At 74.0% G+C, this 25350-nt stretch carries 20 protein-coding genes; 12 read left to right on the top strand and 8 right to left on the bottom strand.

All coding sequences use genetic code 11. The annotated features are described in order from the left end of the window. Window positions 1-7 precede the first annotated feature (7 nt). Window positions 8-961, bottom strand: a complete 954-nt coding sequence (locus tag QT381_RS06840; protein ID WP_289248075.1) for a helix-turn-helix domain-containing protein — start codon at window positions 959-961, stop codon at window positions 8-10. Window positions 962-1341: 380 nt separating this feature from the next. Between QT381_RS06840 and galE the strand changes: the two genes are divergently transcribed. The 4 genes from galE to QT381_RS06820 all read left to right on the top strand — a co-directional run bounded on the left by galE (window position 1342) and on the right by QT381_RS06820 (window position 7581). Further along, window positions 1342-2310: a UDP-glucose 4-epimerase GalE gene (gene galE, locus QT381_RS06835; protein WP_289248074.1), complete on the top strand. Its 969-nt coding sequence runs from the start codon at window positions 1342-1344 to the stop codon at window positions 2308-2310. Window positions 2311-2419: 109 nt separating this feature from the next. Beyond that, on the top strand, window positions 2420-2815 hold the full coding sequence (locus QT381_RS06830) for a WhiB family transcriptional regulator (protein ID WP_289248073.1): 396 nt from the start codon (window positions 2420-2422) through the stop codon (window positions 2813-2815). A gap of 502 nt (window positions 2816-3317) precedes the next feature. Continuing rightward, entirely contained in the window at window positions 3318-6140 is a 2823-nt protein-coding gene (locus QT381_RS06825) for a glycosyltransferase (protein ID WP_289248072.1), read from the top strand. Next, on the top strand, window positions 6133-7581 hold the full coding sequence (locus tag QT381_RS06820; RefSeq protein WP_289248071.1) for a DUF5719 family protein: 1449 nt from the start codon (window positions 6133-6135) through the stop codon (window positions 7579-7581). Before QT381_RS06825 ends, QT381_RS06820 begins: the two co-directional genes overlap by 8 nt. Window positions 7582-7853: 272 nt before the next feature. Here QT381_RS06820 and QT381_RS06815 read toward each other — a convergent pair whose 3' ends face one another. Continuing rightward, window positions 7854-8282, bottom strand: a complete 429-nt coding sequence (locus QT381_RS06815) for a metallopeptidase family protein (RefSeq protein WP_289248070.1) — start codon at window positions 8280-8282, stop codon at window positions 7854-7856. A gap of 408 nt (window positions 8283-8690) precedes the next feature. Here QT381_RS06815 and QT381_RS06810 point away from each other — a divergent pair, with 408 nt between their 5' ends. After that, window positions 8691-8906 (top strand): DUF3499 family protein, encoded by a 216-nt coding sequence (locus QT381_RS06810; RefSeq protein WP_289248069.1) that lies wholly within the window; start codon window positions 8691-8693, stop codon window positions 8904-8906. 89 nt (window positions 8907-8995) lie between these two features. On the opposite strand, the gene QT381_RS06805 is transcribed toward QT381_RS06810, so the two are convergent. After that, window positions 8996-9832, bottom strand: coding sequence for an RDD family protein (locus QT381_RS06805; RefSeq protein ID WP_289248068.1), 837 nt, complete (start codon window positions 9830-9832; stop codon window positions 8996-8998). A 48-nt stretch (window positions 9833-9880) separates the two neighbouring features. Between QT381_RS06805 and QT381_RS06800 the strand changes: the two genes are divergently transcribed. Further along, entirely contained in the window at window positions 9881-10876 is a 996-nt protein-coding gene (locus tag QT381_RS06800) for a stage II sporulation protein M (RefSeq protein WP_289248067.1), read from the top strand. Between the two features lie 457 nt (window positions 10877-11333). On the opposite strand, the gene QT381_RS06795 is transcribed toward QT381_RS06800, so the two are convergent. The 5 genes from QT381_RS06795 to QT381_RS06775 are packed head-to-tail and all read right to left on the bottom strand — an operon-like array spanning window position 11334 to window position 16730. Next, window positions 11334-12659: a DUF58 domain-containing protein gene (locus QT381_RS06795; protein ID WP_289248066.1), complete on the bottom strand. Its 1326-nt coding sequence runs from the start codon at window positions 12657-12659 to the stop codon at window positions 11334-11336. 28 nt (window positions 12660-12687) lie between these two features. After that, window positions 12688-13662, bottom strand: coding sequence for an AAA family ATPase (locus QT381_RS06790; protein ID WP_289248065.1), 975 nt, complete (start codon window positions 13660-13662; stop codon window positions 12688-12690). Between the two features lie 10 nt (window positions 13663-13672). Next, complete coding sequence (locus QT381_RS06785; protein ID WP_289248064.1) at window positions 13673-14881, bottom strand: DUF4350 domain-containing protein; 1209 nt, start codon at window positions 14879-14881, stop codon at window positions 13673-13675. Continuing rightward, complete coding sequence (locus QT381_RS06780) at window positions 14878-15537, bottom strand: DUF4129 domain-containing protein (protein WP_289248063.1); 660 nt, start codon at window positions 15535-15537, stop codon at window positions 14878-14880. The genes QT381_RS06785 and QT381_RS06780 overlap by 4 nt, the downstream gene beginning before the upstream one ends. Continuing rightward, complete coding sequence (locus QT381_RS06775) at window positions 15534-16730, bottom strand: DUF7847 domain-containing protein (RefSeq protein ID WP_289248062.1); 1197 nt, start codon at window positions 16728-16730, stop codon at window positions 15534-15536. The genes QT381_RS06780 and QT381_RS06775 overlap by 4 nt, the downstream gene beginning before the upstream one ends. 74 nt (window positions 16731-16804) lie before the next feature. On the opposite strand from QT381_RS06775, the gene mtrA reads away from it, so the two are divergent. The 6 genes from mtrA (at window position 16805) to secA (ending at window position 25320) form a co-directional block, all read left to right on the top strand. Continuing rightward, window positions 16805-17485, top strand: a complete 681-nt coding sequence (gene mtrA, locus QT381_RS06770; protein WP_289248060.1) for an MtrAB system response regulator MtrA — start codon at window positions 16805-16807, stop codon at window positions 17483-17485. A 34-nt stretch (window positions 17486-17519) separates the two neighbouring features. Further along, window positions 17520-19118 carry an MtrAB system histidine kinase MtrB gene (gene mtrB, locus QT381_RS06765; protein WP_289248059.1) on the top strand — a complete coding sequence of 533 codons (1599 nt, stop codon included), beginning with the start codon at window positions 17520-17522 and terminating at the stop codon, window positions 19116-19118. Next, window positions 19115-20842: an LpqB family beta-propeller domain-containing protein gene (locus QT381_RS06760; RefSeq protein WP_289248058.1), complete on the top strand. Its 1728-nt coding sequence runs from the start codon at window positions 19115-19117 to the stop codon at window positions 20840-20842. Before mtrB ends, QT381_RS06760 begins: the two co-directional genes overlap by 4 nt. Before the next feature lie 92 nt (window positions 20843-20934). Further along, window positions 20935-21567 (top strand): ComF family protein, encoded by a 633-nt coding sequence (locus tag QT381_RS06755; RefSeq protein ID WP_289248057.1) that lies wholly within the window; start codon window positions 20935-20937, stop codon window positions 21565-21567. Between the two features lie 141 nt (window positions 21568-21708). Further along, window positions 21709-22398 (top strand): ribosome hibernation-promoting factor, HPF/YfiA family, encoded by a 690-nt coding sequence (hpf, locus tag QT381_RS06750; RefSeq protein ID WP_289248056.1) that lies wholly within the window; start codon window positions 21709-21711, stop codon window positions 22396-22398. A 99-nt stretch (window positions 22399-22497) separates the two neighbouring features. Next, the gene (gene secA, locus QT381_RS06745) at window positions 22498-25320 is read left to right on the top strand and encodes a preprotein translocase subunit SecA (RefSeq protein ID WP_289248055.1); all 2823 of its coding nucleotides are present in this window, start codon (window positions 22498-22500) and stop codon (window positions 25318-25320) included. Window positions 25321-25350: the final 30 nt, after the last annotated feature.

Below are 25350 nucleotides of genomic sequence, written 5' to 3'. Positions count from 1 at the left end.
CCTTCAGCTAGGCCGACTCGCGGGCACCGAACGCGCGGCGATACGCCTGGGGAGTGGTCTGCAGCACCTTGAGGAAGTGGTGCCGCATCACCGCCGCGGCGCCGAACCCGCAGCGCTGCGCGATCTGCTCGAGCCCGAGGTCGCTCTGCTCGAGCAGCTGCTGCGCTCGGATGATCCGCTGCCGGTTCAGCCACGCGGCCGGGGTCGCGCCGACATCCGCTCGGAACCGGCGCGCGAATGTCCGCGTCGACATCAGTGCTCTGCGGCTGAGCTGCTCGATCGTGAGCTCCTGCTCGAGGTTCTCGAGCATCCACTCGACCGTCGAGGCGAGGGAGTCGGCGCAGCGGTCAGCGACGGGCGAGGCGATGAACTGCGCCTGTCCGCCGTCGCGCTGCGGGGGGATGACCATGCGGCGCGCGATCACGTTGGTGACGGCGGCGCCGAACTCCTGGCGCACGACGTGCAGCGCCGCGTCGATGCCGGCCGCGGTGCCCGCCGAGGTGACGATGCGGCCCTCCTGCACGAACAGCACGTCCGGGTCGACCTCGATGTCCGGATGCTGGCGCGCGAGGCGGTCGGTGTGCATCCAGTGGGTCGTCGCGCGCTTGCCCGAGAGCACCCCGGCCTGCGCGAGGGCGAACGCGCCGCTGCACACGCTGAGCACCCAGGCGCCGCGGTCGACGGCATCCCGGATGACGGTGAGATAGCGCTCGTCGACCCGTCCGAGGGCGTGCGCGGGCACCGCGACGAGGTCGGCGTCTGCCGCGATCGCCAGGTCGTTCTCGATCGTCATCGCGAAGCCGAGGCTCGTGCGGACCGGGCCGGGGTCCGCCGTCGCGATGTGGAAATCGAACACCGGCCCGCCCATCGCGGTGCGGTCGATGCCGAACACCTCGCAGACGACGCCGAACTCGAACGGGGCGACCCCGTCGATGGCGAGGGCGACGACCTTGCGCAGCATGCGCACCTCCTGGCGGTAACGAAGCGGATGCCGCTCATCCTGCCAGGAGCGGCGGAAACAGGCCAGCCCTCGTGATCCTGCCACCCAGGGGCGGCGTCCGTTCGCGCGCCAACGGGCCCGCCTCGGTCGGCCGGCGTCGGCCGATGGCGGCCCGCCCCGGTGTGGCCCTCGCGTCATCAAAACGAAGGACTTCGGCGCCGTTGCGCCCCGAACCACTCGGTTGCGCGGGCAGAACGCCGGCGGACTCCTTCGTTTTCGGGCACCGCCGCCGCCCGCGCGCCCGCCGCCGCCCGCGCGTCCGCCGCCGCCCCGCGCGTCTGCCGCCGACCGGGCTCCGCCGCCGTTTCCGGGCGCCCCGCGCCACGCGATACCGTGGGCGCATGACCTGGCTCGTGACCGGCGGCGCCGGGTACATCGGTTCGCACGTCGTCAGGGCGCTCGGCGCTGCGGGGCTCGGCGCGGTCGTCATCGACGACCTCTCGAGCGGGCACGCCGCATTCGTCGATCCCGGCACGCCGTTCGTAGAGGGCAGCATCCTCGACACCGCGCTCGTGCGCCGTGCTCTCGAGGATCACGCGGTCGAGGGCGTCATCCACGTCGCGGGCTTCAAGTACGCGGGCGTGAGCGTGCAGCGCCCGCTGCACACCTACGAGCAGAACGTGACGGGCACGGCATCCGTACTGCAGGCGATGGCGGATGCCGGGGTCGCCCGGATCGTGTTCTCGTCGAGCGCCGCGGTCTACGGCACGCCGCCGACTGAGATCGTCACCGAGGACACCCCGAAGAGCCCGGAGTCCCCGTACGGCGAGTCGAAGCTGATCGGCGAGTGGCTGCTCCGCGACCAGGGCGTCGCCGCGGGACTCAAGCACACCAGCCTGCGCTACTTCAACGTCGTCGGCTCGGGGTACGACGACCTGTACGACACGAGCCCGCACAACCTCTTCCCGCTCGTCTTCCAGGCACTGCTCGAGGGGCGCACGCCGCGCATCAACGGCGACGACTACCCGACGCCCGACGGCACGACGGTGCGCGACTACATCCACGTGCAGGATCTCGCGATCAGCCACGTCGCCGCCGCGAAGCGGCTCGCGGCGGACGAGCCGGTCGAGGCCGCGTACAACCTCGGCAGCGGCGACGGATCGAGCGTCGGGGACATCATGCGCACCGTGGCCGAGGTCACCGGGATCGCGTTCGAGCCCGTGATCGCGCCGCGCCGGGCCGGCGACCCGGCACGGATCGTCGCGCTCGGCGACCTCGCGGGGCGCGACCTGGACTGGCGGATGCGGCACACGCTCGCCGAGATGGTCGACAGTGCGTGGCGCGCGACACGCGGCGCGTCGCACGAGTGACTGGGCGGATCCGCGATCTATAGTGTGCGACTTGACGTCGCGGAATTACACCGGTGTAATTGTGGTCAGTCCGGTTGCGGGATCCGGCCGGCGGGAGGTGCGTGACGCGATGGTGAGCAATGAGTTCCCCCGGCCCGTCGACGCCGGTTCTACCGACGCGCGAGCGCTCGGTCTCGACGCGGTCGCCCCGAGCACCGCGGACGATCGCCGCGTGCCCGGCGACTGGTTCGTCGACCCGGTCCGGCTCGGGGTTCCCGGGGTGCGGCGCCCCGCGGCTCCCGAGGACGAGGAGCTCGCCTGGCAGAGCGACTCGCTGTGCGCGCAGACCGACCCGGAGGCGTTCTTCCCCGAGAAGGGCGGTTCGACCCGCGACGCGAAGCGCATCTGCGCCTCCTGCGAGGTGCGCGCCGAGTGCCTCGAGTACGCGTTGAAGAACGACGAGCGCTACGGCATCTGGGGCGGCCTCTCCGAGCGCGAGCGCCGCAAGCTCCGCAAGCGCGCCTAGCCCCCGCGGCGCCGGCGCGCGTGCGCCTGCGCGGGAGGTGGTGCACGGAGCGGATGCGGGGCGCGGGAGCGCGGGAGCGGTCCCGAAAACGAAGGAGATCGCGCGCGGAACCCGCCGCATCCGTTCGTTAGGGCCCGGGCGCGCCGGTTTCTCCTTCGTTTTCGGCCCGGAGTGAAGGGCCATCGCGCTCCCGGTTCGGCACCGCCCGTCTCGGCACCGCCGCGCAGCGCGTGGACTGCGGGCGAAGGAAGCGCGTTTGTCCCGAAAACGAAGGAGAACGCGCTCGTAGGCGCCCGGATTCGATCGAATGGCGGCCCATTCGACCGGTCCTCCTTAGTTTTCGGGACACCCGGACGGGTCGGGGCCAGAGCACGAGCCACCCGGCACGAGCCACCCGGCACGCCCCACCCCCGCCGCGAGCGCCCACGCGGGAGCACCGGGATCGGGGCCGCACCGGGCGCGCTCCCGGTTCGGCGCGACACGGGCGCTTAGCATCGAACGGATGCCTGTCACCGCGATCCTCGTCGCCCGAAACGGCGCGGATCAGCTCCCGCTGACGCTCGACGCCCTCGCTCGCCAGACCCGGCAGCCGGACGCGATCGTGCTCGTGGACGACGCGTCGACGGATGCCACGGCCTCCGTTCTCGGCCCGGCGCGCGCGACGCAGATCGTCGCCATCGACTCGCCGCGCCCGTACGCGCAGGCGCTCTCGCAGGCACTCCGCGAGGCGGTTCCCCCGGGTGGCGCGGACGACTGGCTCTGGCTGCTCTCGCACGACTCCGCCCCGCAGGCCGGCGCGCTGGCCGCCCTCGTCGCCGCCGTCGAGGTCGCGCCGAGCGTCGCCGTCGCCGGGCCGAAGGTCATGCGCTGGGACGCTCGCGACGTCATCGCCGCGTACGGCGCCACCGTGTCGCGGCTGGGCGCGACCGTGCCGCTCGTCGTCGACGAGCTCGACCAGGCGCAGCACGATCGACGCAGCGACGTGCTCGCGGTCGGCCGGGAGGGCATGCTCGTGCGCCGCAGCGTGTACGCCGAGCTCGGCGGGTTCGACCCCGCACTCCCGACCGTCGACGCGGCGCTCGACTTCTGCATCCGCGTCCGCCTCGCTGGGCACCGCATCGTCGGGGTCCCGACCGCGCGCGTCACCCGCGCGACGGCGCCCGAGGGCTGGGGACGCACCGCCCCGGTCGGGGATGCCGTGGCCGCCCGGGCGGCGCGCGCGGCCCAGCTGCACCGTCGCCTCGTGGCCGCGCCGCCGCTCGCCGTGCCGCTGCACTGGCTGAGCCTCGTGCCGCTCGCGATCGTGCGATCGCTCGCCCTGCTGCTGCGCAAGCAGCCCGGGCTCGTGACGGCGGAGTTCCGCGCGGCCCTCGGCGCGCTCGCCGATGCGCGCGTGCCGGCGGCGCGCCGCAACCTCGCCCGCGGCAAGCGGCTGCGCTGGTCGGCGATCGCGCCGTTCCGGATGCCGCCGGCCGAGGTCCGCCGGCTGCGGTCGCAGCAGCGCGACCTGCACGCGAGCCCCGTGCTCGATTCGACCGAGCGGGTGCGGGCGGGGTTCTTCGCGGCCGGCGGCGCCTGGATCGTGCTGTTCCTGCTCGCCGCGGGTGCGCTCGTGCTCGCGCGGTTCCTCGGTGCGCCGGCCCTCGACGGCGGCGGGCTCGCGCCGCTGTCGACGCGCGTGGCCGACCTCTGGGCCTCCGTCGGGGTGGGCTACCAGCCGATCGGCACCGGGTTCGTCGGCGCGTCCGACCCGTTCGCCTTCGTGCTCGCGATCCTCGGCAGCATCGCGTTCTGGTCGCCGTCGTCGGCGATCGTCGCCCTGTATGTTCTCGCGCTCCCGCTCGCGGGACTGGGTGCGTGGTGGTTCGCCGCCCGCCTGTCGAGCCGCGGCTGGGCACCCGCCGCGGCGGCCCTCGCGTGGGCGCTCGCACCGCCGCTGCTGGCCGACCTCTCGACCGGCCACCTCGGCGCCGTGATCGCGCACCTCACATTGCCCTGGCTGCTGCTCGCCCTGATCGGGGCGGCGCGCTCGTGGTCCGCATCCGGTGTCGCCGCGATCCTGTTCGCGCTCGTGGGCGCGTGCGCGCCCCCGATCATCCCGCTACTCCTCGTGCTGTGGATCGTCTGCCTCGTCGCCAACCCGCGCGGCGTGCACCGCTACATGGGTCTGCCGATCCCGCTCGCGGTGCTGTTCACGCCGCTCGTCATCGACCAGGGACTGCGCGGCTCCTGGCTCGCGCTCCTCGCCGATCCGGGCGTGCCGAGCGACTCGGGCGGCTCTTCGGCGCTGCAGCTGCTGCTCGGCTCGCCGAGCGGGGGAACGGATGGGGCTGCCGCACTCGTCGACGCCCTCGGGCTTCCCGGCCTCGCCGCGCCGATCGCGATGGCGGTGCTGTTCGCGCCCCTCGTCGTGCTCGCGCTCGTCGCGCTCGCGCACCCGCGCGGCGGCCGGTCGATCCCGGCCCTGCTGCTCGCTCTCGGCGGCTACCTGAGCGCGGTGCTGGCGTCCCACGTCGCGGTGACCGTCGTCGAGGACCAGGTCACGACGCTCTGGCCGGGGACCGCGCTCAGCGTGTACTGGCTCGGCCTGGTCGCGGCGAGCGTCGTCGCCCTCGACGCGCTCGGCGCCCGTGCTGCGCTGGCGACGGTCGTGCTCGCCGCGACGTCCCTGCTCGCGGCGGTGCCGGCATCCGTCGCCCTCGTGTCCGGCTCGACGGCGGTGCAGGCGAGCGGCGGCGCGCACCTGCCCGCGTACGTCGGCGCGGAGGCGGCGGCGAAGCCGTGGCTGCGCACGCTCGTGCTGACGCCGCTCGCCGACGGGTCGCTCGCCGCCGACGTCGAGCACGGCGCGGGCACCGCCCTCGAGGACGAGTCGACGATCTGGGCGACAGCGACGCGCCTCTCGTCCGATCGTGCCGCGCTCGCGGAGCTCGCCGCGAACCTGGCGTCCCGCAGCGGGTTCGACGTCGCCGCGGCTCTCGCGGCGAATGACATCGCGTTCATCGTCGTGCGTCGCGGCGCCGCCGATGAGGGTGCCGTGACCCGCGACCGCGCGATCGAGGCGCTCGACGCGGACGCGCAGCTCACCGCCGTCGGTGCCACCGCGGGCGGTCAGCTCTGGTTCGCCCCGGCGGTGGCCGGCGAGCGGGGGCCGACCGTGCATCCGGGGTCGAGTCCGTTCCGGGAGCTCGTGCTCGTCGCCGACGGACTCGTGTTCGGCGTGGTGCTGCTGCTCGCGATCCCGACGTCCCGGCGTCGCCGCTCGACGGTCGCACCGACCGCGGACGAGGTCGCGCTCGCCGGGACGGGGGACGACGATGAGTGAGCAGGGCGAACCGCGCCGGCCCGCATCCGCCCGGCCGTCCGCGCGCACCGTCGCCCTCGCCAGCGCGCGCGTCGCGCTCGCCGTCGTGGCGCTCGGCGTCGCGATCGTGACGGTCGGTGCCGCGGCCATGCTGCCGCTCCCGACGATCGCGCCGACACCGGGGAGCACCCTCGTCGTCCCCGTCGCGACGCCGCAGTCGCTCGTCTGCCCGGGCGCCGTGCTGCGACTCGGCGACGCCTCGGGCCAGGATGTCTCGACCGCGTCGCCCATCGGTCAGGCGAGCGTCGCGGCGGGAGGCGATCCCGATCGGTCGGCGCTCGACGGGCCGGGCGGCGCGATCGGGCTCACCGGCGCGGGCGAGACGGACTCGACCGTGTCCGGGGCTCAGCTGCAGGAGCTCTCGGACCCGGCCGCATCCGGACTCGCCGCCACCGCGTGCGCGCCCGTGGCGAGCGAGTCGTGGCTCATCGGCGGCTCGAACGCGGTCGGCCGCACGACCGTGCTGACCCTGGACAACCCGTCGGATGTCGCGGCGACCGTCGACCTGAGCATCTGGGACGAGAGCGGGGCGGTGACCGCGCGCGGCGCGACCGGCATCTCGGTGGGAGCGCACGCGCAATCCGTGATCGCCCTCGCCGGGCTCGCGCCGGATGCCGTGTCCCCCGTCGTCCGCGTCGAGAGCACGGGCGGTCTCATCACCGCAACGCTGCAGGAGACGGTCGTTCGCGGGCTGGAGACCGCGGGGGCGGACCTCGTGGGTGCGAGCGCGGCGCCGAGCGGGTCGCTCGTGTTCCCGGGCCTCACGGTGCGCGGCTCCGACGACGTCGAGTCCCGCATCTTCGCCGACACGACCGGGGCGAGCGACGATCTCGCGCCGGTGCTGCGCCTGTTCGCGCCGGGAGGTGCGGCGACGGACGCGACGATCGAGGTGCGCCCGCTCGACGGATCGCCCGGGACCACCTCGACCGTGAGCGTGCCGGCCGGTCAGGTGCTCGACGCGCCCATCGAGGGACTCGTCGACGGCGAGTACACGATCGCGGTCTCGAGCGCCGAGCCGCTCGTCGGGGCGGTGCGGATGTCGACGGCGGTCGGCACGGATCGCACCTCCGGCACGAGCGACCTGGCCTGGTCGGTCGCGCCTCCGCGCCTCGGGTCCGCTGCCGTGGCGGAAGTCGTCGACGGTGCTCCCGCGCGGCTGCATCTCGTGAACCCCGGTGGCTCACCGATCGACGCGACCGTGACCGACCCGACCGGCGCGGCGAAGGACGTGCCGCTCGAGCCGGGAGCGACCTGGAGCACGGATGCCGCAGCAGGATCGTGGGGCGTGTCCGCGACGGGCGCGGTGGCGGCATCCGTCACGTACGCGGCGGACGGCGAGCTCGCGACCTACCCGGTGCTGCCGCGCGTGGCCGACGCCGATCCGGTGCGGGTGTACCCGTAGCGCGCGCCGGTCGGACGGTGGGGCCGGCCGGTCGGCGGGGCCGGTCGGACGGCGGGGCCGGGCGGTCGGTGAGGCCGGTCGGTCGGTGAGGCCGGTCGGTCGGTGAGGCCGGGCGGCGGGCCGCGCGGTCGGCGGGGCCTCCAGACGGGAGATGCTGGGTGCGGCGCTGCTCGGTACGGCGCTGCCGGGGGCGTGCTGCCGGACGGCGGGGGCGCCGAATGCCGGGCTGGCGGATGCGGTGGATGCCGGCAGGCGGAACCCGGGTCGCTCGGTCAGAGGTGCCGGAAGCGGTCGGGCGCGAGGTCCCAGGGGTCTTTGCCGAGGAGTTCGGCGACGGCGCGGAACACGCAGCTCTCGATCATGAGGCGGCGGTGCAGGGCGTCCTGCTTGTGCAGCCGGCTGAGTCGCTCGATCGGCAGGCGGTAGAGCAGCACGCGGTTCTCGTCGGGGTAGACGCGCCAGCGGTCGACGCCGCGCGCGCTCGCGATCTGCGCGGGGATGCCGGCGACCTCGAACGTGACCGCGGCGAGCTCGTCGGGCCAGAGTTCCTTGAGGTACTCGGCGCAGCCGGCGACCGCGGAGTCGAACGCGTCGAACCGGGTCCACAGCGGGGGGAGCTCGGGTCCCGCGATGAGTGAGCGCTGGGCGCGGCCGTGCCGCTCCCGGGAGCGGGCGTTCGCCTCGCGGCTCCGGGGGGACATGCGCCCATCCTAGGCGCGGCGGCCGAGGCCGGCCCGGTGTTCCGGATGCGGCGGGATTCCCGAGGGCGCCCGGGATTCCCGAGGGCGGCCTCGGGGGGTCCGAAAACGAAGGAGTTCGGGCCTGATCCGGGCCGGAACGGCTCGCCCGCCGAAGGCCGGCCCCCGTTCTCCTTCGTTTTCGGGGACCCCGCCCGGACGACCCGGCCCGGCTGGGGGCGTGGAGGGCGCGCGCCCCGAAAACGAAGGAGAACCGCGGTCGGATGCGCCGCATCCGCTCGATCGGGGCGCTCGCTGCCGCGTTCTCCTTCGTTTTCGGTGCGTCGCGTTTTCGGTGCGTCGCGTTTTCGGCGCGTCGCGATTTCGGGGCGTCGCGCGTTTTCGGTGCGTCGCGCGTAGGCTCGGGATGCGATGGGCGAGACGACGACGAGACCGTGCGACCGGGTCGCGTGCACCGCCGAGGCGGTCATGACCCTCACGTACGTCTACGCCGATTCGATGGTCGTCATCGGTCCGCTGAGCACCACCGCCGAGCCGCACAGCTACGACCTGTGCGCCCGGCACGCCGAGCGCTCGACGGCGCCTCAGGGCTGGCAGGTCATTCGCCATTCCGTGCTCGGCGCCTGACGGGCCGACCGCGGGCCGACCGCGGGCCGACCGCGGGCCGACCGCGGGCCGTCGAGCCTGCCGCGTCGCGGCGGGCCGCCCGCACGCCGTCAGTCCCGTGTCGGGAAGCCGTGCGGAAGCAGCTCGAGCGCGGGCGCCACTCGCGCGAGCCGGGCCGTCTCGCCCGCGAGGGCGCTCGCCTCGCGCTCGCGCCGCACGACGAGCACCGCCGCCAGGAACAGCTCGTCGGGCGCGACCGGCAGGGGCGCGACGTACGCGGATGCCTCGCGCGCGAGATCCGCGGCGACCCGGATGCGGGACGCGGGCGTCAGCCGCGCAGCATGCTCGAGGAACTGCGCGATCCGGCGGGAGAGGGCGTCGGGCAGGGCGGCTACATCCGCGGTCCAGGCCCACGCGGCGAGCTCGAGCGGCACGCCGAACGCGGCGTTCCCGTGTCGCGGTGCCCGCTCGTTCTGGGCGTACGTTCCCGCGATGAGGTCGCCGAGACGGCGGGAGCGCTCATCGAGGAGGCCGACGAGCACGGCCATCCCGCCGAGCGTGGAGAAGAAGTCGAGCAGTCCGACGAGCGCACGGATGAACGCGTGCCGGAAGCCGATCGCTCCGCCGTCGTCCCGCACGATCCGGACGCCGACCGCGAGCCGTCCGGCGGAGCGTCCGAGCGAGAGCGCCTCGACAGCCGTCGGGGCGACGACGAGCGCGAGGACGAGCAGCACGATCGCGACGATGCGACCGACGGCGTCATCGATCAGGAAAGCCGGTGCATTGAGGGTGATGACGAGGGCGATCAGCAGGTACCCGCCGAGATAGATCACGGCGTCGATGAGCGACCCGGCGGCGCGCAGCAGGAACGACGCGGGGCGCACGCCGAGGTCGACCGCCTCGCCGGTGACGAGGCGGGGCGCGGGCTCGGCGGGCGCATCCGTCATGGGCACAGTCAATCAGCCGCGTCCGTGGCCGTGCGTATATTCGTCCCCGTGGACCTCGACGCGCTGCGCGCCGCACGGCGCGAGGAATGGGACCGGCTCGCGCGGCTTGCGGCGCGGCGGCGTCCGGACGGGGCCGAAGCGGATGAGCTCATCGAGCGCTACCAGTCCGGGGCCTCGGACCTGTCGCTGATCCGGTCCACCGCGGGCGACAGCGTCGCCGGGGATCGGCTCGCGATCTCCCTCGCTCGGGCGAGGCTGCGGTTCACCGGCACGAGTACGAACGTGCTCGCGCGCATCCCGTCGTTCTTCGTGCTGCAGCTGCCGGCGGCGCTGTACCGCATCCGCATCCTCACGCTCGTCGTCGCCGCCGCGACCGCCGTCGTCGCCGTGATCACCGGATGGTGGATCTCGGCCGAGCCGCGGGCGATCGCGCAGCTCGGCAGCGAGGCCGACCTGCAGGAGTACGCCGAGAAGGACTTCGTGTCGTACTACTCCGACCACTCCGGCGGCATCTTCAGCGGCACCGTCTGGACGAACAACGCGTTCCTCGCGGCGCAGTGCGTCGCGTTCGGCATCACGGGGATCTACCCGGTGTACCTGCTGCTCGGCAACGCGGCGAGCCTCGGCGAGGCGGGCGCGGTGCTCGCGCACTTCGGGCACCTCGACACGTTCTTCCTGTACATCGCCCCGCACGGGCAGCTCGAGCTGTACTCGATCTTCCTCGCGGCGGCCGCGGGCCTGCGGGTGTTCTGGGCCTGGGTCGCGCCCGGCCCCCGTGCGCGGGTGACGGCGCTCTCGACCGAGGGGCGGGCGATGTTCGCGGTCGTCATCGGGCTGATCGTCTTCCTCTTCATGTCGGGCCTCGTCGAGGGCTGGGTGACCCGGCAGGACTGGCCGTGGTCCGTGAAGATCGGCGTCGGCACGCTCGCGCTGGCGGTCGTGCTCGTCTACCAGTGGGTGATCGGCGGTCGCGCCGCCCGCGCGGGCCACACGGGCGACCTCGAGGAGTTCGAGGCGGGCGCGCGGCGGCTCGTCGCGGGCTGATCCGAACTTCGCTGCGTCGTGCGGCACCACGTCCGGGCGCCTGCGCCCGTGCCCGAGTCGAGCTGGGCCGTGCCGGTTCCCGTGTCGAGCTGGGCCGTGCCGGTTCCCGAAAACGAAGGAGTTCCGCCCGGAATCGGCGCGAATCGAGCGGATGCGGCGGCATCCGCGCGTGTTCTCCTTAGTTTTCGGGGCGGTCGCGTTCGGGCCCGCACCGCACCGACGCGGAGCCGGCGACGTCACCGAAAACGAAGGAGGGCGCGGCCGGCCGGCGGCGTGGGCGCCGTTTCACGACCGGATCGACGTGGAACTCCTTCGTTTTCGGGCCGTCACCCTCGGGGCCGTCGCGCCCCGCACCGGGCCAGCGCCCCGCCCCGGGCCGCCGCCCCGCACCGGGCCAGCGCCGCCGCGGCGCCCGCGGCGGCCGGCGCCCCCGAGGACCCGCTCCGCGGCGCCCCGCTCAGAGGCGGCCGGCGGCCTTGAGCGCGAGGTAGCGGTCCGCGAGCGCCGGGGGCAGGTCGTGCGGCGCTCCCGTCACGACCTCGGCGCCGCTCTGCCGCAGCGCCGCGGCCACGCGCGCCGCGTCGAGCAGCGCGCGCTCGGCGGCGGCCGCGCGATACACCGAAGCGCGATCGACCCGGGAGGCTCCCGCGGCGGCGGCCGCGACGTCCGGGTCCGCGACCGTCGCGACGACGACGGCGTGCCGCATCGTCAGCTCGGGCAGCGTCGCGAGCAGGCTGCGCGACGAGCCGGGGGCATCCGCGGTCGTCAAGAGCACGACGAGCGCGCGCTGCGTCGTGATCGCGCGCACGAGTCCCGGCACCGCTCGCCAGTCCGTCTCGATGAGCTCGGGCTCGATCGGCGCCATCGTCGTGACCATGCGGTGCAGCAGGTCCGCACCCGCGACCCCCGCGACCCGGCCGCGCACGCGCCGGTCCCACACGACGAGATCGACGCGGTCGCCGGCGCGCGTCGCGAGCGCGGCGAGCAGCAGCGCGCACTCGAACGCCGTGTCGAGCCGCGGCTCGTTGTCGACGCGCGCGGCCGACATCCGTCCGCTGTCGACGACGATGACGACCCGCCGGTCGCGCTCGGGCCGCCAGGTGCGCACGACGAGGCGCTCGCGGCCGTCGGGCGTGCGGCGCCGAGCGGATGCGCGCCAGTCGATCGACCGCGAGTCGTCGCCGCGCACGTAGTCGCGCAGGCTGTCGAACTCGGTGCCCGCGCCGCGCACGAGCAGGGGCGTCGCCCCGTCGAGCTCGCGCAGTCGGGCGAGGCGCGACGGCAGGTGCTTGCGCGACTCGAACGGTGGCAGCACCCGCAGCCGCGCGGGCACCTCGATCGACGCCTGCCGGGCCGCGAGCGCGAGCGGACCGAACGAACGGATGCTGACCGCGCCCGCCGTGCGCTCCCCGCGGCGGAACGGGGTCAGGCGGGTCTCGACGACCCGACGCTCGCCGGGCGGGATCGTCAGCCGCGCCCGGGCGGGAGCCGCGACCGCGGACGGCGGCCAGGCGTCCCGCACGAGGGCGCGCAGCATCCGTCGCCCGGTGTTGACGAGCGCGAGCGGCGCCCGGGCCGTCTCGCCCAGCCGCACGGCGTCGGGCACCGCGCGGGTGATGCGGACGCGCCGCGGCGAGGCGGCGAGGGCCAGGTCGAGCGCGGCGAGGGCGACGACGATCCCGAGCCAGCCGAGCAGCACGAGCCAGGACGACGCCGCGGGCAGCGCGACGAGCGGCACGGCGCCGAGGGCGACGAGCGCGACGAAGCGTCCGGTGACGGCCACGGTCAGGCCGCCCGCGCCGGAACGGGCATCAGATCGGCACCTGCACCTGTTGCAGCACCGAGCGCAGCACCGTGTCGGCGCCGACGCCCTCGAGCTCGGCCTCCGGCCGCAGCTGCAGTCGGTGGCGCAGCACGGGCAGCGCCATCGCCTGCACGTGGTCGGGCGTGATCGCGTCGAAGCCGCTCAGCCACGCCCACGCCTTCGACGCGGCGAGCAGTGCGGTCGCGCCGCGCGGCGACACCCCGAGCTTGACGGATGGCGACTGCCGCGTCGCGCGGGCCAGGTCGACCGCGTAGCCGATGACGTCCGGGCTCGCGCCGACGGCGGCGACGGCGACCCGTGCGGCGGCGAGGCGCTCGGAGTCGAGCACGGGTGCGACGCCCGCGCCCGCGAGGTTCCGCGGGTCGAAGCCGGCGGCGTGCCGGGTGAGCACCTCGATCTCGGCGTCGCGGGCCGGCACGTCGAGCACGAGCTTGAGCAGGAACCGGTCGAGCTGCGCCTCGGGCAGCTCGTAGGTGCCCTCGTACTCGACGGGGTTCATCGTCGCCGCGACGAGGAACGGCGCGGGCAGCGGCCGTGTGACGCCGTCGACCGAGACCTGGCGCTCCTCCATCGCCTCGAGCAGCGCCGACTGCGTCTTCGGCGGCGTGCGGTTGATCTCGTCCGCGAGCAGGATGTTCGTGAACACCGGGCCCTCGCGGAACACGAACGACCCGGATGCCGCGTCGAACACGATCGAGCCCGTGACGTCGCCCGGCATCAGGTCGGGCGTGAACTGCACGCGCTTCGTGCCGAGGTCGAGGGCGGCGCTCAGCGCGCGCACGAGCAGGGTCTTCGCGACGCCGGGCACGCCCTCGAGCAGCACGTGCCCGTTCGCGAGCAGCGCGATCATGAGTCCGGTGACGGCGCCGTCCTGGCCGACGACGGCCTTGCCGACCTCGGCGCGCACGCGCGCGAAGTCCTCCCGCGGGTCGGTGGACGCCGTCTCGGCGGAATCGGTCATACGGTCATCCTCACAGCTTCGGCTCGGTCGGGCGCCCGGCGCCGGGGGTGGCGCCGGGCCGGACGGCGGCCGCGACCCGCCGCTCGAGGCGCTCGAGGTCGTCGGAGAGCGCCACGAGGTCACGGTCGGTCGCCGGTCGCGCGTCGAGCAGCAGCTCGCGCAGCGGCGCCTCGGGAGCGTCGAGCAGCGCCGCCGTCGCCCGGATCACGTCGTCGACGGATGCGGTGCGCGGCAGCCCGAGCGCGCTCGCGACGCGGCCCACGGTGCCGATCCGCAGCGCATCCGCGGCGCGTCCGCGGGCGCCGGCACGCGCGTACAGCCGCGCGCGGCCGGCCATGGTCTCGCTCGCGCGCACGACGACGGGCAGCGGCTCGACGAGGAGCGCCCCGAGCCGGCGGCCGCGCCAGAGCGCTGCGGCGACGCCGGCGAGCAGGCCGAGCACGAGCACGGGGGAGAGCCAGCCCGGGGTGAGGTCGGACAGGTCGATGTCGCCGCCGGTGAGGTCGGCCGCGGTCGGGAGGTACCAGACCAGGTGCGGGTCGGCGCCGAGCAGGCCGATCGCGAGGGCGGCGTCGCCGGTGAGCGCGACGCCGTCGTTGTCGAGCACGTGCGGGCTGCCGACCGCCGTGACCGTGCCACCGGATGCGGTGGGTGCCTGGACGACGGCGTACCGGCCGTCGCCCGCGCCGAAGCAGCCGGTCGCCCCGGCGCCGTCGTCGACGATGCGGTAGCCGTGGCCCGCGGCGCGGATGCGGCCGGCGCGCTGTGCGGCGGGCAGCGCGCACGAGCCGTCGACCGCGCCCGCGTCGTCGATCACGCCGGCCGGCGCGATCGCCGGGGCGAGCGCCTCGAGCGCCGCCGCCGCCGGGTCGACGAGCACGATGGCGTGCGCGCGGGCGAGCCCGGGCCAGGCATCGCCCGGCAGCAGCAGGTCGGGGTCGTACGCGAGCACCGTCGCGCCCGGGTCGTCGTCGAGGGCGTCGAGCGTGTCGTCGAGGCTGCCGGTCGGCTCGACCGCGACGCCGTGCTGCTCGAGCACCCGCACGAGGGCCCGCGCGCCGTCCGGACCGGCCTCGTCGGCGCCGAGCGGCACACCCGCGCCGCCCGCGGTGCCGACGAGGGCGAGCACGACGGCGGTGACGATCGCGCCCGCCGCGACGATGATCCAGAACAGCGAGCGGCGGAGCGTGGTGCGCACGGTCGGCGTCGTGACCGTCACGCGAGCACGTCCTCGGGCGAGTCCAGGCGCGGACTCGCCCGCTGCAGCCGTACGTCGAGAGCCCGGATGCTCTCGTAGGTCGCCGCGTCGCCCCGGCGTCCGAGGTAGCGCACCCCGTCGAACGCGGCGGCCGCCGCCGCGAGCTCCCCGGCCTCGGCCGGGAACACCCGGCCGGCGCGGTCGGCGAATCCGTGCGCCGTGGTGCCCGGCAGGACGGCGACGAGCGTGCGCTCGGTGAGGGCCCGGGCGATGGCGCGGAACGCCTCGGCGACGGCGAGCGCGTGGTCGCCGGCGGCAGCGGCATCCGCTGCGGAGCGACGGATGTCGTCGGCCGAGCGCTCGTCCCGCTCGCCGAACAGCGCTCCGCGCAGCGCGCTGCGGCGACGCAGCCGGGGCACGCCGAACACGAGCAGCGCGACGACGATCGCCGCGGCCACGACGAGCAGCAGCACGAGCCAGCCGAGGCCCGGCAGCCCGCCGGCGCCGTCCGGGCGCAGCGACGCGAGCACATCGCCGAGCCACTTCGCGAACCGGTCGAACCAGCTCGGCTGCGCCCGCACGTACTCCGACCGGGAGAGCTCGTCGAGCACCCAGCGCCGGGCCTCGTCCGCATCGGGCGCGAGCGGCGGCACCGAGGGGTCGCCGGCGGCGATCACGGCGCGGCCGGCGGCCAGCCGGTCGGCCAGTCGGTCGGTGCCGCGGGCGGCCGGCCGGGCGGCGCGGCTGGCGGTGGGGCGAACGGGTCGCGGTCGCCCGCCCGTCCCGCTGCGCGGTCCTCGACGAAGCGCTGCAGCTCGATGTCGAGCCCCTCGCGCCGCATCCGCAGGTCGAGGTAGAGCAGGGTGGCGACGGCGGACTGCATGATGAGCGTGATCGCGCTCGTCACGGTGCTCACCGCGGCGATCACGACGCCGCCGACGACGGACACGACCGCGAGCGTCGTCGGATCGCCCTGCGGCGCGACGAGCGCGAGCACGATCCCGAGGATGACCCCGAGCGGCACGACCACGACCTGCGCGGCCGTGCTGACGATGAGCTGCACGAGGTACTCGATGCCGAGCGTGCGCCAGAACGAGCCGCGCGTGAGCGTCCAGGACCGCGCGATCGCCGCGCGCAGCGTGAGCCGTTCCACGACGAGCGCGCTCGGCACGAAGGAGAGCTTCGTCGAGAGCCAGAGGCCGATCACGACGATGCCGAGCTCGGCGCCGAGCACGACGAGCGACCCGAGCACGGCGCCGACGGGGTCGCCCGTGGAACCGAGCAGCACGCTGATGAGCACGACCACCACGACGACGACGAGCAGTGCTCCCGTGATCGCGGCGGACCAGCCGATGAGCGGGGCGATGCGCCCGCGCGCCCGCTGCAGCAGCCGGCGCGTGCCGAGGCGCTCGCCGAGGGTCGCGCGCGTCACCTCGATCGAGATGATCCCCTGCAGCACGGCGCTCACGACGACCGAGCCGGCGATCGGCACGAGCAGGGCGATGCCGCCGCCGAGGATGCCGCCCGCGACGATGTCGTCGCGCGCCTCGCCGCTCGACATCGCGATGCGGGAGATGAGCCACGCGACGACCCCGCCGACGATCGCCGAGGAGACGATCGAGACCGCCCCGTAGAGCAGCAGCGAGATGCCGAGGGTCGGCCGGGGGTTGCGGCGCATGACGCGGAACGCTGCGCCCAGGATGACGCCGAGCGTGAGCGGCCGCAGCGGGATGAGACCGGGCGGCGGCGGGGGCGTCCAGCCACCGGCACCCGGCAGCGGTCCCGACGACCCGCCGGGGCGGACGGCGGGCGGGCCGGCGGGCACCTGCCAGCCGGAGGCGGGCGGCTGCCACCCGCGGCCATCGCTCATATTTTCATGCTTCCACACTCGGCTACGCTTGCGCGAAAGGTCCACAGGGCTGTGAAGCCCGGCTGAGGGAAGACATGAGCCCACGCATCCTCGTCGTCGACGACGACACCGCCCTCGCGGAGATGATCGGCATCGTCCTCACCGGCGAGGGGTTCGAGGCCGCGTTCTGCGCCGATGGAGCGGATGCCGTGCGCGCGTTCCGCGACATCCGTCCCGATCTCGTGCTGCTCGACCTCATGCTGCCCGGCATGGACGGCATCGAGGTGTGCGCGCGCATCCGCGAGGAGTCGGGCGTGCCGATCATCATGCTCACCGCGAAGAGCGACACGACGGATGTGGTGGCCGGCCTCGAGAGCGGAGCGGACGACTACGTCGTCAAGCCGTTCGATCCCAAGGAGCTCGTGGCGCGCGTGCGCACCCGGCTGCGCCCGGCGCCGGAGGCGGCCAAGGAGACGCTGCGGGTCGGCGACCTGGTCATCGACGTCGCCGGGCACGAGGTGCGCCGCGGCGCCGAGCGCATCAACCTCACCCCGCTCGAGTTCGAGCTGCTGCTCGCGCTCGCCGCCCGCCCGCAGCAGGTGTTCACGCGCGAGATGCTGCTCGAGCAGGTCTGGGGCTACCACTACAAGGCCGACACCCGGCTCGTGAACGTGCACGTGCAGCGCCTGCGCGCGAAGGTCGAGGTCGACCCGGACAACCCGCGCATCGTCATGACCGTGCGCGGGGTCGGCTACCGCGCCGGCGCCGTGGCCTGACGGATCGACCGCCGAGTGGACGGGTGCCGCGCGGATGCGTGACTGGCGCCTGCGCGTGCGCCGGCTCTGGCGGCTGTGGCGCACCTCGCTGCAGTTCCGCACCGTCGCGATCACGATCGTGCTGTCCGGCATCGCGGTCGTCGTGATCGGCGGCTACATGCAGTACTCGATCGGCACGAACCTGTTCTCGGAGCGGGTGACGCAGTCGCTCGACCTCGCTGCGCGCGCCACGGTCTCGACCCAGAACCGGTTCGCGGCGGCCGACGCGTCGACGGAGAGCGACCCGCCGCTCGAGAACACCATGCGCTCGGCGTTCAGCGCGCTCGCGACGTCGTCGTCGACCGCCGCGGTGGTGATCGCCCGCACGCCGGGGCAGGGGTCGAGCGCGGGCGCGCCGCTCGGTCGCGTGAGCGGGGACTTCGACGAGTCGCTCATCTCGCCCCAGTTGCGCGCCGACGTCGGCGGTCAGGGCGACGAGCGCCGCACCTACTGGCAGTCGATCGCGCTGCCGATGCCGGGCGGCGCCGTGCATCCGGGTCTCGTCGTGGGCAGCGTCGTCGACCTGTCCACGGCGGGGCAGTACGAGCTGTACCTGGTGTTCGACCTCGTCGACACCCAGGCGACGCTCGACCTCGTGCGCCAGACCCTGCTCGTCGGGTTCTCGGCGCTCGTGCTGCTCATCGGGGCGGTGGCGTGGCTCGTCTCGCGGCTCGTCGTCGGCCCGGTGCGCACGGCCGCGCAGACGAGCGAGCGGCTCGCGGCGGGCGAGCTCGACATCCGCATCCCCGTGCACGGCGACGACGACGTCGCGACGCTCGCGCGGTCGTTCAACCGGATGGCCGCGAGCATGCAGCAGCAGATCACGCGGCTCGCGACGCTCTCGCAGGTGCAGCAGCGGTTCGTCTCCGACGTGTCGCACGAGCTGCGCACGCCGCTCACCACGATCCGGCTGGCCGGCGACGTGCTGCACGAGAAGCGCGACGAGTTCGATCCGACCTCCGCCCGCACGGTCGAGCTGCTGCACGACCAGGTGCAGCGTTTCGAGTCGCTGCTCGCCGACCTGCTGGAGATGAGCCGGTACGACGCCGGCGCGGTCGAGATGGATGCCGAGCCCACGAACCTCGTGCGGCTCGCCGACGACGCCATCGCCTCGCTCGCCACGCTCGCCGCGACCAAGGGCTCGGAGGTGCGCCTCGTCGCCCCGGGCGGCTATTTCGAGGCGGATGTCGACCCCCGCCGCATCCGCCGCATCCTGCTCAATCTGCTCGGCAACGCGATCGACCACGGCGAGGGGCGGCCCGTCGTCGTCTACGTGGACAGCGACTCGGCGGCGGTCGCCATCGCGGTGCGCGACTACGGCGTGGGCATGACGGCGGGCCAGGTCGAGCGCGTGTTCGACCGGTTCTGGCGGGCCGATCCGTCCCGGCAGCGCACGACGGGCGGCACCGGGCTCGGCCTCGCGATCGCCCTCGAGGACGCCGGCCTGCACGGCGGGCGCCTCGACGTGTGGAGCGAGCCGGGCGCGGGCTCGTGCTTCCGCCTCACCATCCCGCGCGTGCGCGGCGGCGAGTTCGCGCTGTCACCGCTCGCGCTGCCGCCCGCCGAGGCCGTGCCCCACCGGGAGGACGCATGAGATCCGCACGCATCGGGCACGTCATCCGCGCCGTCGCCGCGGGCGCGATCCTCGCGGCGGTGCTCGCGGGATGCGTGTCGGTGCCGACGACGGGCGCCGTGCAGCAGGGCGGCACCATCCGCCAGGACACCGACGCGGGGGTGTCTCTCACGGCCAACGCGCCGACGCCGGGCGCGGACCCGACGGACATCGTGAACGGCTTCCTCGAGGCGCAGGCCGTCGCCGACGAGAAGTTCGCCGTCGCGCGCGAGTACCTCGCGAGCTCGGTCGCCAAGAAGTGGAACCCGCTCAAGGCCGTGTCGATCAGCGCCGCCGCGCCGCGCGTGCTCGACGCCGATCCGTCGACCCCGACCACGCGCACCGTGAGCTTCACCGAGTCGGCGCACGTCGACGCGGGCGGCAGCTACACCCAGGACACCTCGGGCGCGACGAGCACGCGGGACTTCGACCTCGTGCAGGAGCACGGCGAGTGGCGCATCGCCGGCCCCGCGGCGGACCTCGACGGCATCGTGCTGTCGGCGGCGGTGTTCACGAGCGTCTTCAACAGCTACGCGCTGTACTTCTACGACCCGAGCTACCACTACCTCGTGCCCGACGTGCGCTGGTACCCGAACACGAGCGTCACGAGCACGAACATCGTCGAGGGCATGCTCGCGGGACCGACGACGGCCCTCGCGCAGTCGGTCACGAGCGCGTTCCCGGTCGGCACCAAGCTCACGTCGCTCGTCTCGCTGGCAGCGGGCGCCGCCGTCGTCGACTTCGACGACAGCGCGAGCGCCGGGGGGCAGTCCATCGACGACGCGTCGCTCGAGACGCGCCTGTTGATGCGGGCCCAGCTGCTCGCGAGCCTGAGCAGCTACACGTCGGTGCTCTCGCTCGACATGACGGTCGGCGGGGTCGAGCTCGCCACGCCGACGTCAGCGGCGAAGGCGGTCGTCAACCCGTCGGTCGGTGCGCAGCCGATCGTGCTCAGCGGGGACAGCATCGTGTCGGCGGGCACGGGCAAGGGCACCCCGCTCGGTGCGGTGACGGATGCCGCCCGCGCGCTCGCCGGGATCGAGGGCGGCAGCTACCGGGTGGGCGCGCAGACGCTCGCCGTGCTCGCGGCGGACGGCGTGTTCCGCGTGGACGGCACCGGGGTCGACCCGGTCGACCCCCGGGCCGACCTGATCGCTCCCTCGGTCGACCCGTACGGCATCATCTGGTCGGCCACCTCGGCCGGGGCCATCGAGGCGATCGACGCCGACGACACGAGTCGCGAGGTGACGCAGTCGTTCGTGCCGGCCGGCGGCCGGCTCGTGTCGCTCGACGTCTCGCGGGACGGCACGCGGCTGCTGCTGTACATCGCGGGTCCCGACGGCGCGAACTCCCTCGTGGTCGTGGGCATCGTGCGCGTGTCGGGTCGCGTGCCCACGCTCGCCTCGACCGGCATCCAGCTCCCCGTCGCCACCGGGCTGCCCGTCGACGCCGCCTGGGTGGACGACCAGACCGTGGCCACGATCTCGGGCGGCGGCGCGGGCACGGTGGCCACCGCCTACCTCGTCGGCGGCCCCGCCCAGCGGCTGGGCTCGGTGCCGAACGCCGTCGCGATCACCGGGGGCAACGGCGGGGTGACCGGCCTGCGCATCCTGACGAGCGACGGGACCCTCCTGGCCGAGCGCAGCGTCACGTTCCAGGACACCGGGGTCTCGGCCACCGCGCTGTTCACGCAGCAGCCCGACTGAGCCGGACGCGGCCGATCCGTCCACAGCCGCGCGGATCGCACCGGCCGGCGTCCGGGTCTCCGCCGCCGGCGCCGGTGCGGCATCCTGCCGGCATGATCGCCGTGCTGCGCGAGGCCGTGCTCGACGCCCTCGCGGTGCTGCTGCCGGTCGCGTGCGCGGGCTGCGGCCGCGTCGACCGGGCCGTGTGCCCGGCGTGCCGCGCCGCTCTCTCGCCGCACCCGATCGAGCGCGTCACCCCCGGCGGGCTCCCCGTCGCGGCCGGCCTGGCCTACGCGGGCGTCGCGCGTCGCGTCGTGCTCGCGCTCAAGGAGGAGGGCAGAACGGATGCGGCCCCCGCGCTCGCCGCAGCGCTCACGACCGCGCTCGAGCGGCATCCGCTCGGCGACCTCGTGCTCGTGCCGAGCGCGCCGGCCTCCCGGCGCCGGCGCGGGTTCGACCCGACGGCCGAGATCGTGCGCGCGGCCGGTCTGCGGGCGACGCCGGCGCTGCGCTCGCGGTCCGCCGCCGCACAGAAGACGCTGGGCCTCGAGCAGCGCGCCGCGAACCGCGCCGGCGCGATGCGGGCGGTCCGTCCGCTCGCCGGTCGCGCGGTCGTGCTCGTCGACGACATCGTGACCTCGGGCGCCACGCTCGACGAGGCGGCGCGGGCCGTGCGGGCCGCCGGGGGCACGGTGCTGGGGGCCGTCGCTGTCGCCTCGACTGCGCGTCTGCTGGCAGCGCGGTAGGCATCCGCCGCCGATCGCTTGCCCGGAGTGAAACAACCGAGACACCGGCGTGCCGCCGGGTCTACGCTCACCGGAAAGGCGTGAGAGAGGAACACCGCCTGGACCCACCGGGCGGGGCACGCCGCCGGGTTGGAGGCCGCAGTGGACACCATCATCACCGCACGGAACGTGGACGTCACGGATCGCTTTCGCGAGTACGCGACGGACAAGGCGTCCAAGGTGGAGGCTCTCGCCCCCCGCACGATCGCGCTCGAGGTCAAGCTCTCGCGACATCGGGAGACCCGGGGATCCGCCGGTGATGATCGGATCGAGCTCACCCTGATCGGCCCGGGCCCGCTCGTGCGGGCCGAGTCGAGCGGGTCGGACAAGTACGTCGCGTTCGACCTCGCGTTCGGCAAGCTCGTCGAGCGCATCCGCCAGACCAAGGACCGCAGGAAGGTGCACCGCGGTCAGCACCGGCCCACGTCGCTGCGCGAGGCGGCGGGCGGGGAGTTCCGTGCCGTCGGCGTCGTGCCGGCGGATGCCGCCGTGCTCGAGGCGGTGCGCACCGGGTCGATCCCCGTCGTGGAGGCGGCCGAGGCGGAGGCCGACGAGGAGTACTGCCCCGTCGTCATCCGTGAGAAGGTGTTCGCCTCGACGCCGATGACCGTCGACGACGCGCTCTACTACATGGAGCTCGTCGGCCACGACTTCTACCTGTTCATCGATCGCGACACGCAGCGGCCGAGCGTCGTGTACCGCCGCAAGGGCTGGGACTACGGCGTCATCGCGCTCGACGGCGCCGCCGAAGAGCTGCAGGAGGCGGTCACCGCGCTGCGCGCCGTGCGCTGACGGCGGAACTCACACCCGATGCACCGCGCGGCGGCCTAGGCTTGGCTCACGATTTCGAGCCGATTTCCGCCGCGCGGTGCGGCAGGTGGGGAGACACCAGTGGCCAACGTTCTGGAGCGCGCACTCCGCGTCGGTGAGGGGCGCATCCTGCGTCGCCTCAAGCGATACGCGGAGGCCGTCAACCACCTCGAGGACGACTTCAAGGAGCTCACCGACGACGAGCTCCGCAACGAGACGGTGGAGCTGCGCGAGCGCTACGCGCAGGGCGAGTCGCTCGACGACCTGCTGCCCGAGGCGTTCGCCGCGGTGCGGGAGGCATCCCGGCGCACGCTCAGCATGCGGCCGTACGACGTGCAGGCGATGGGCGGTGCGAACCTCCACCTCGGCAACATCTCCGAGATGAAGACCGGCGAGGGCAAGACCCTGACGGCCGTGTTCGCGGCCTACCTCAACGCGATCCCGTCGCGCGGCGTGCACGTCGTCACGGTCAACGACTATCTCGCGAGCTACCAGTCGGAGCTCATGGGCCGGGTGCTGCGCGCGCTCGGCATGACCGTCGGCGTGATCCTGTCCGGACAGACCCCGGAGGAGCGTCGCGAGCAGTACGCGGCCGACGTCACGTACGGCACGAACAACGAGTTCGGCTTCGACTACCTGCGCGACAACATGGCCTGGCAGGCCAGCGACATGGTGCAGCGCGGCCACTTCTACGCCATCGTCGACGAGGTCGACTCGATCCTCATCGACGAGGCCCGCACGCCGCTCATCATCTCCGGGCCGGCGTCCGGCGAGGCGAACCGCTGGTTCACCGAGTTCGCGAGCCTCGCGACGCGCCTCGTCGAGGGCGAGGACTACGAGGTCGACGAGAAGAAGCGCACGGTCGGCGTGCTCGAGCCCGGCATCGCGAAGGTCGAGGACTACCTCGGCATCGACAACCTCTACGAGAGCGCGAACACGCCGCTGATCTCGTTCCTCAACAACTCGATCAAGGCGAGCGCCCTGTTCAAGAAGGACAAGGACTACGTCGTCATGAACGGCGAGGTGCTCATCGTCGACGAGCACACCGGCCGCATCCTCGTCGGCCGCCGCTACAACGAGGGCATCCACCAGGCGATCGAGGCGAAGGAGGGCGTGCAGGTCAAGGCGGAGAACCAGACCCTCGCGACCGTCACGCTGCAGAACTACTTCCGGCTCTACGCGAAGCTCTCGGGCATGACCGGAACGGCCGAGACCGAGGCCGCCGAGTTCATGTCGACCTACAAGCTCGGCGTCGTGCCCATCCCGACGAACAAGCCGATGATCCGCCGGGACCAGGCCGACCTCGTCTACAAGAACGAGAAGGGCAAGTTCGAGCAGGTCGTCGAGGACATCGTCGCGCGCCACGAGAAGGGCCAGCCCGTGCTCGTCGGCACGACGAGCGTCGAGAAGAGCGAGCTGCTGTCGAGGATGCTCGCCCGGCGCGGCGTGAAGCACGAGGTGCTCAACGCGAAGAACCACGCGCGCGAGGCGGCGATCGTCGCGCAGGCGGGCCGGCTCGGCGCGGTCACGGTCGCCACCAACATGGCCGGCCGCGGCACCGACATCATGCTCGGCGGCAACGCCGAGTTCCTCGCGGTCTCGCGGCTGAACGCGCAGGGACTGAGCCCGGTCGAGACACCGGACGAGTACGAGGCCGCGTGGGACAGCGTGTTCAGCGAGGTCAAGGCCGAGGTCGAGACGGAGGCGACGAAAGTCGTCGAGGCCGGCGGCCTGTACGTGCTCGGCACGGAGCGCCACGAGTCGCGCCGCATCGACAATCAGCTGCGCGGCCGCTCCGGACGCCAGGGCGATCCGGGCGAGAGCCGGTTCTACCTCTCGCTGCAGGACGATCTCATGCGCCTGTTCAACTCGGGCGCGGCCGAGGCGCTCATGTCGCGCGGCAACGTGCCGGACGACATGGCGATCGAGTCCAAGGTCGTCAGCCGCGCCATCCGCTCGGCGCAGTCGCAGGTCGAGGGCCGCAACGCCGAGATCCGCAAGAACGTGCTCAAGTACGACGACGTGCTCAACCGGCAGCGCGAGGCGATCTACTCCGACCGCCGTCACATCCTCGAGGGCGACGACCTCAAGGACCGCGTCGGTCGCTTCATCGACGACGTCGTGACCGGCATCATCGACGAGCACACGGCCGAGGGCTCGAGCGACGACTGGGACTTCGACGCGCTGTGGGCCGAGCTCAAGACGATCTTCCCGATCTCGATCACGGTCGACGAGGTACTCACCGAGGCGGGCGCGAAGGGCAAGGTGACGGATGCGCTGCTCAAGCGCGAGGTGCTGTCCGACGCGCGGCTCGCGTACCAGAAGCGCGAGGAGTCGCTCGGCGAGGCCGCGACGCGCGAGCTGGAGCGCCGCGTCGTGCTCTCGGTGATCGACCGCCGCTGGCGCGACCACCTGTACGAGATGGACTACCTCAAGGACGGCATCGGCCTGCGCGCCATGGCGCAGCGCGACCCGCTCGTCGAGTACCAGCGCGAGGGCTTCTCGCTGTACCAGACGATGATGGGGCAGATCCGCGAGGAGTCGGTCGGCTTCCTGTTCAACCTCGAGGTCGAGGTGACCGGCGGAGAGGCCAGCGCGAGCGCGCCGCAGGTCGCGGCCCGCGGGCTCGGCGGCACGGCGGCTCCCGTCGAGCGGCTGAGCTACTCGGCGCCGAGCGACGACGCGTCGGGGGAGGTCGAGGTGCGCAACGAGCGTGGTCAGGTGCAGCGCGCCGACACGGCCCGCGCCCAGCGTGCCGCGCGCACGAACCCGACGACCGCCCCGACCGCTCCGGCGGCGGGCGCGCCGGCGTCGCGCGGCGCCTTCGGTCAGAAGGTCGAGGGCGGCGACGCGCCGGCCGCGGCCAATCGCGCCCAGCGCCGGGCCCAGGAGCGCCGCCGCTGATCGGACCGCCGACGCCCACCGCGAAGCTCG

It is taken from the genome of Galbitalea sp. SE-J8, assembly GCF_030345695.1.
Taxonomy (GTDB): Bacteria; Actinomycetota; Actinomycetes; order Actinomycetales; family Microbacteriaceae; genus JAUASV01.
The sequence above is the reverse complement of the archived record's forward strand: the minus strand, read 5'-3'. Positions and strand labels throughout refer to the sequence as shown.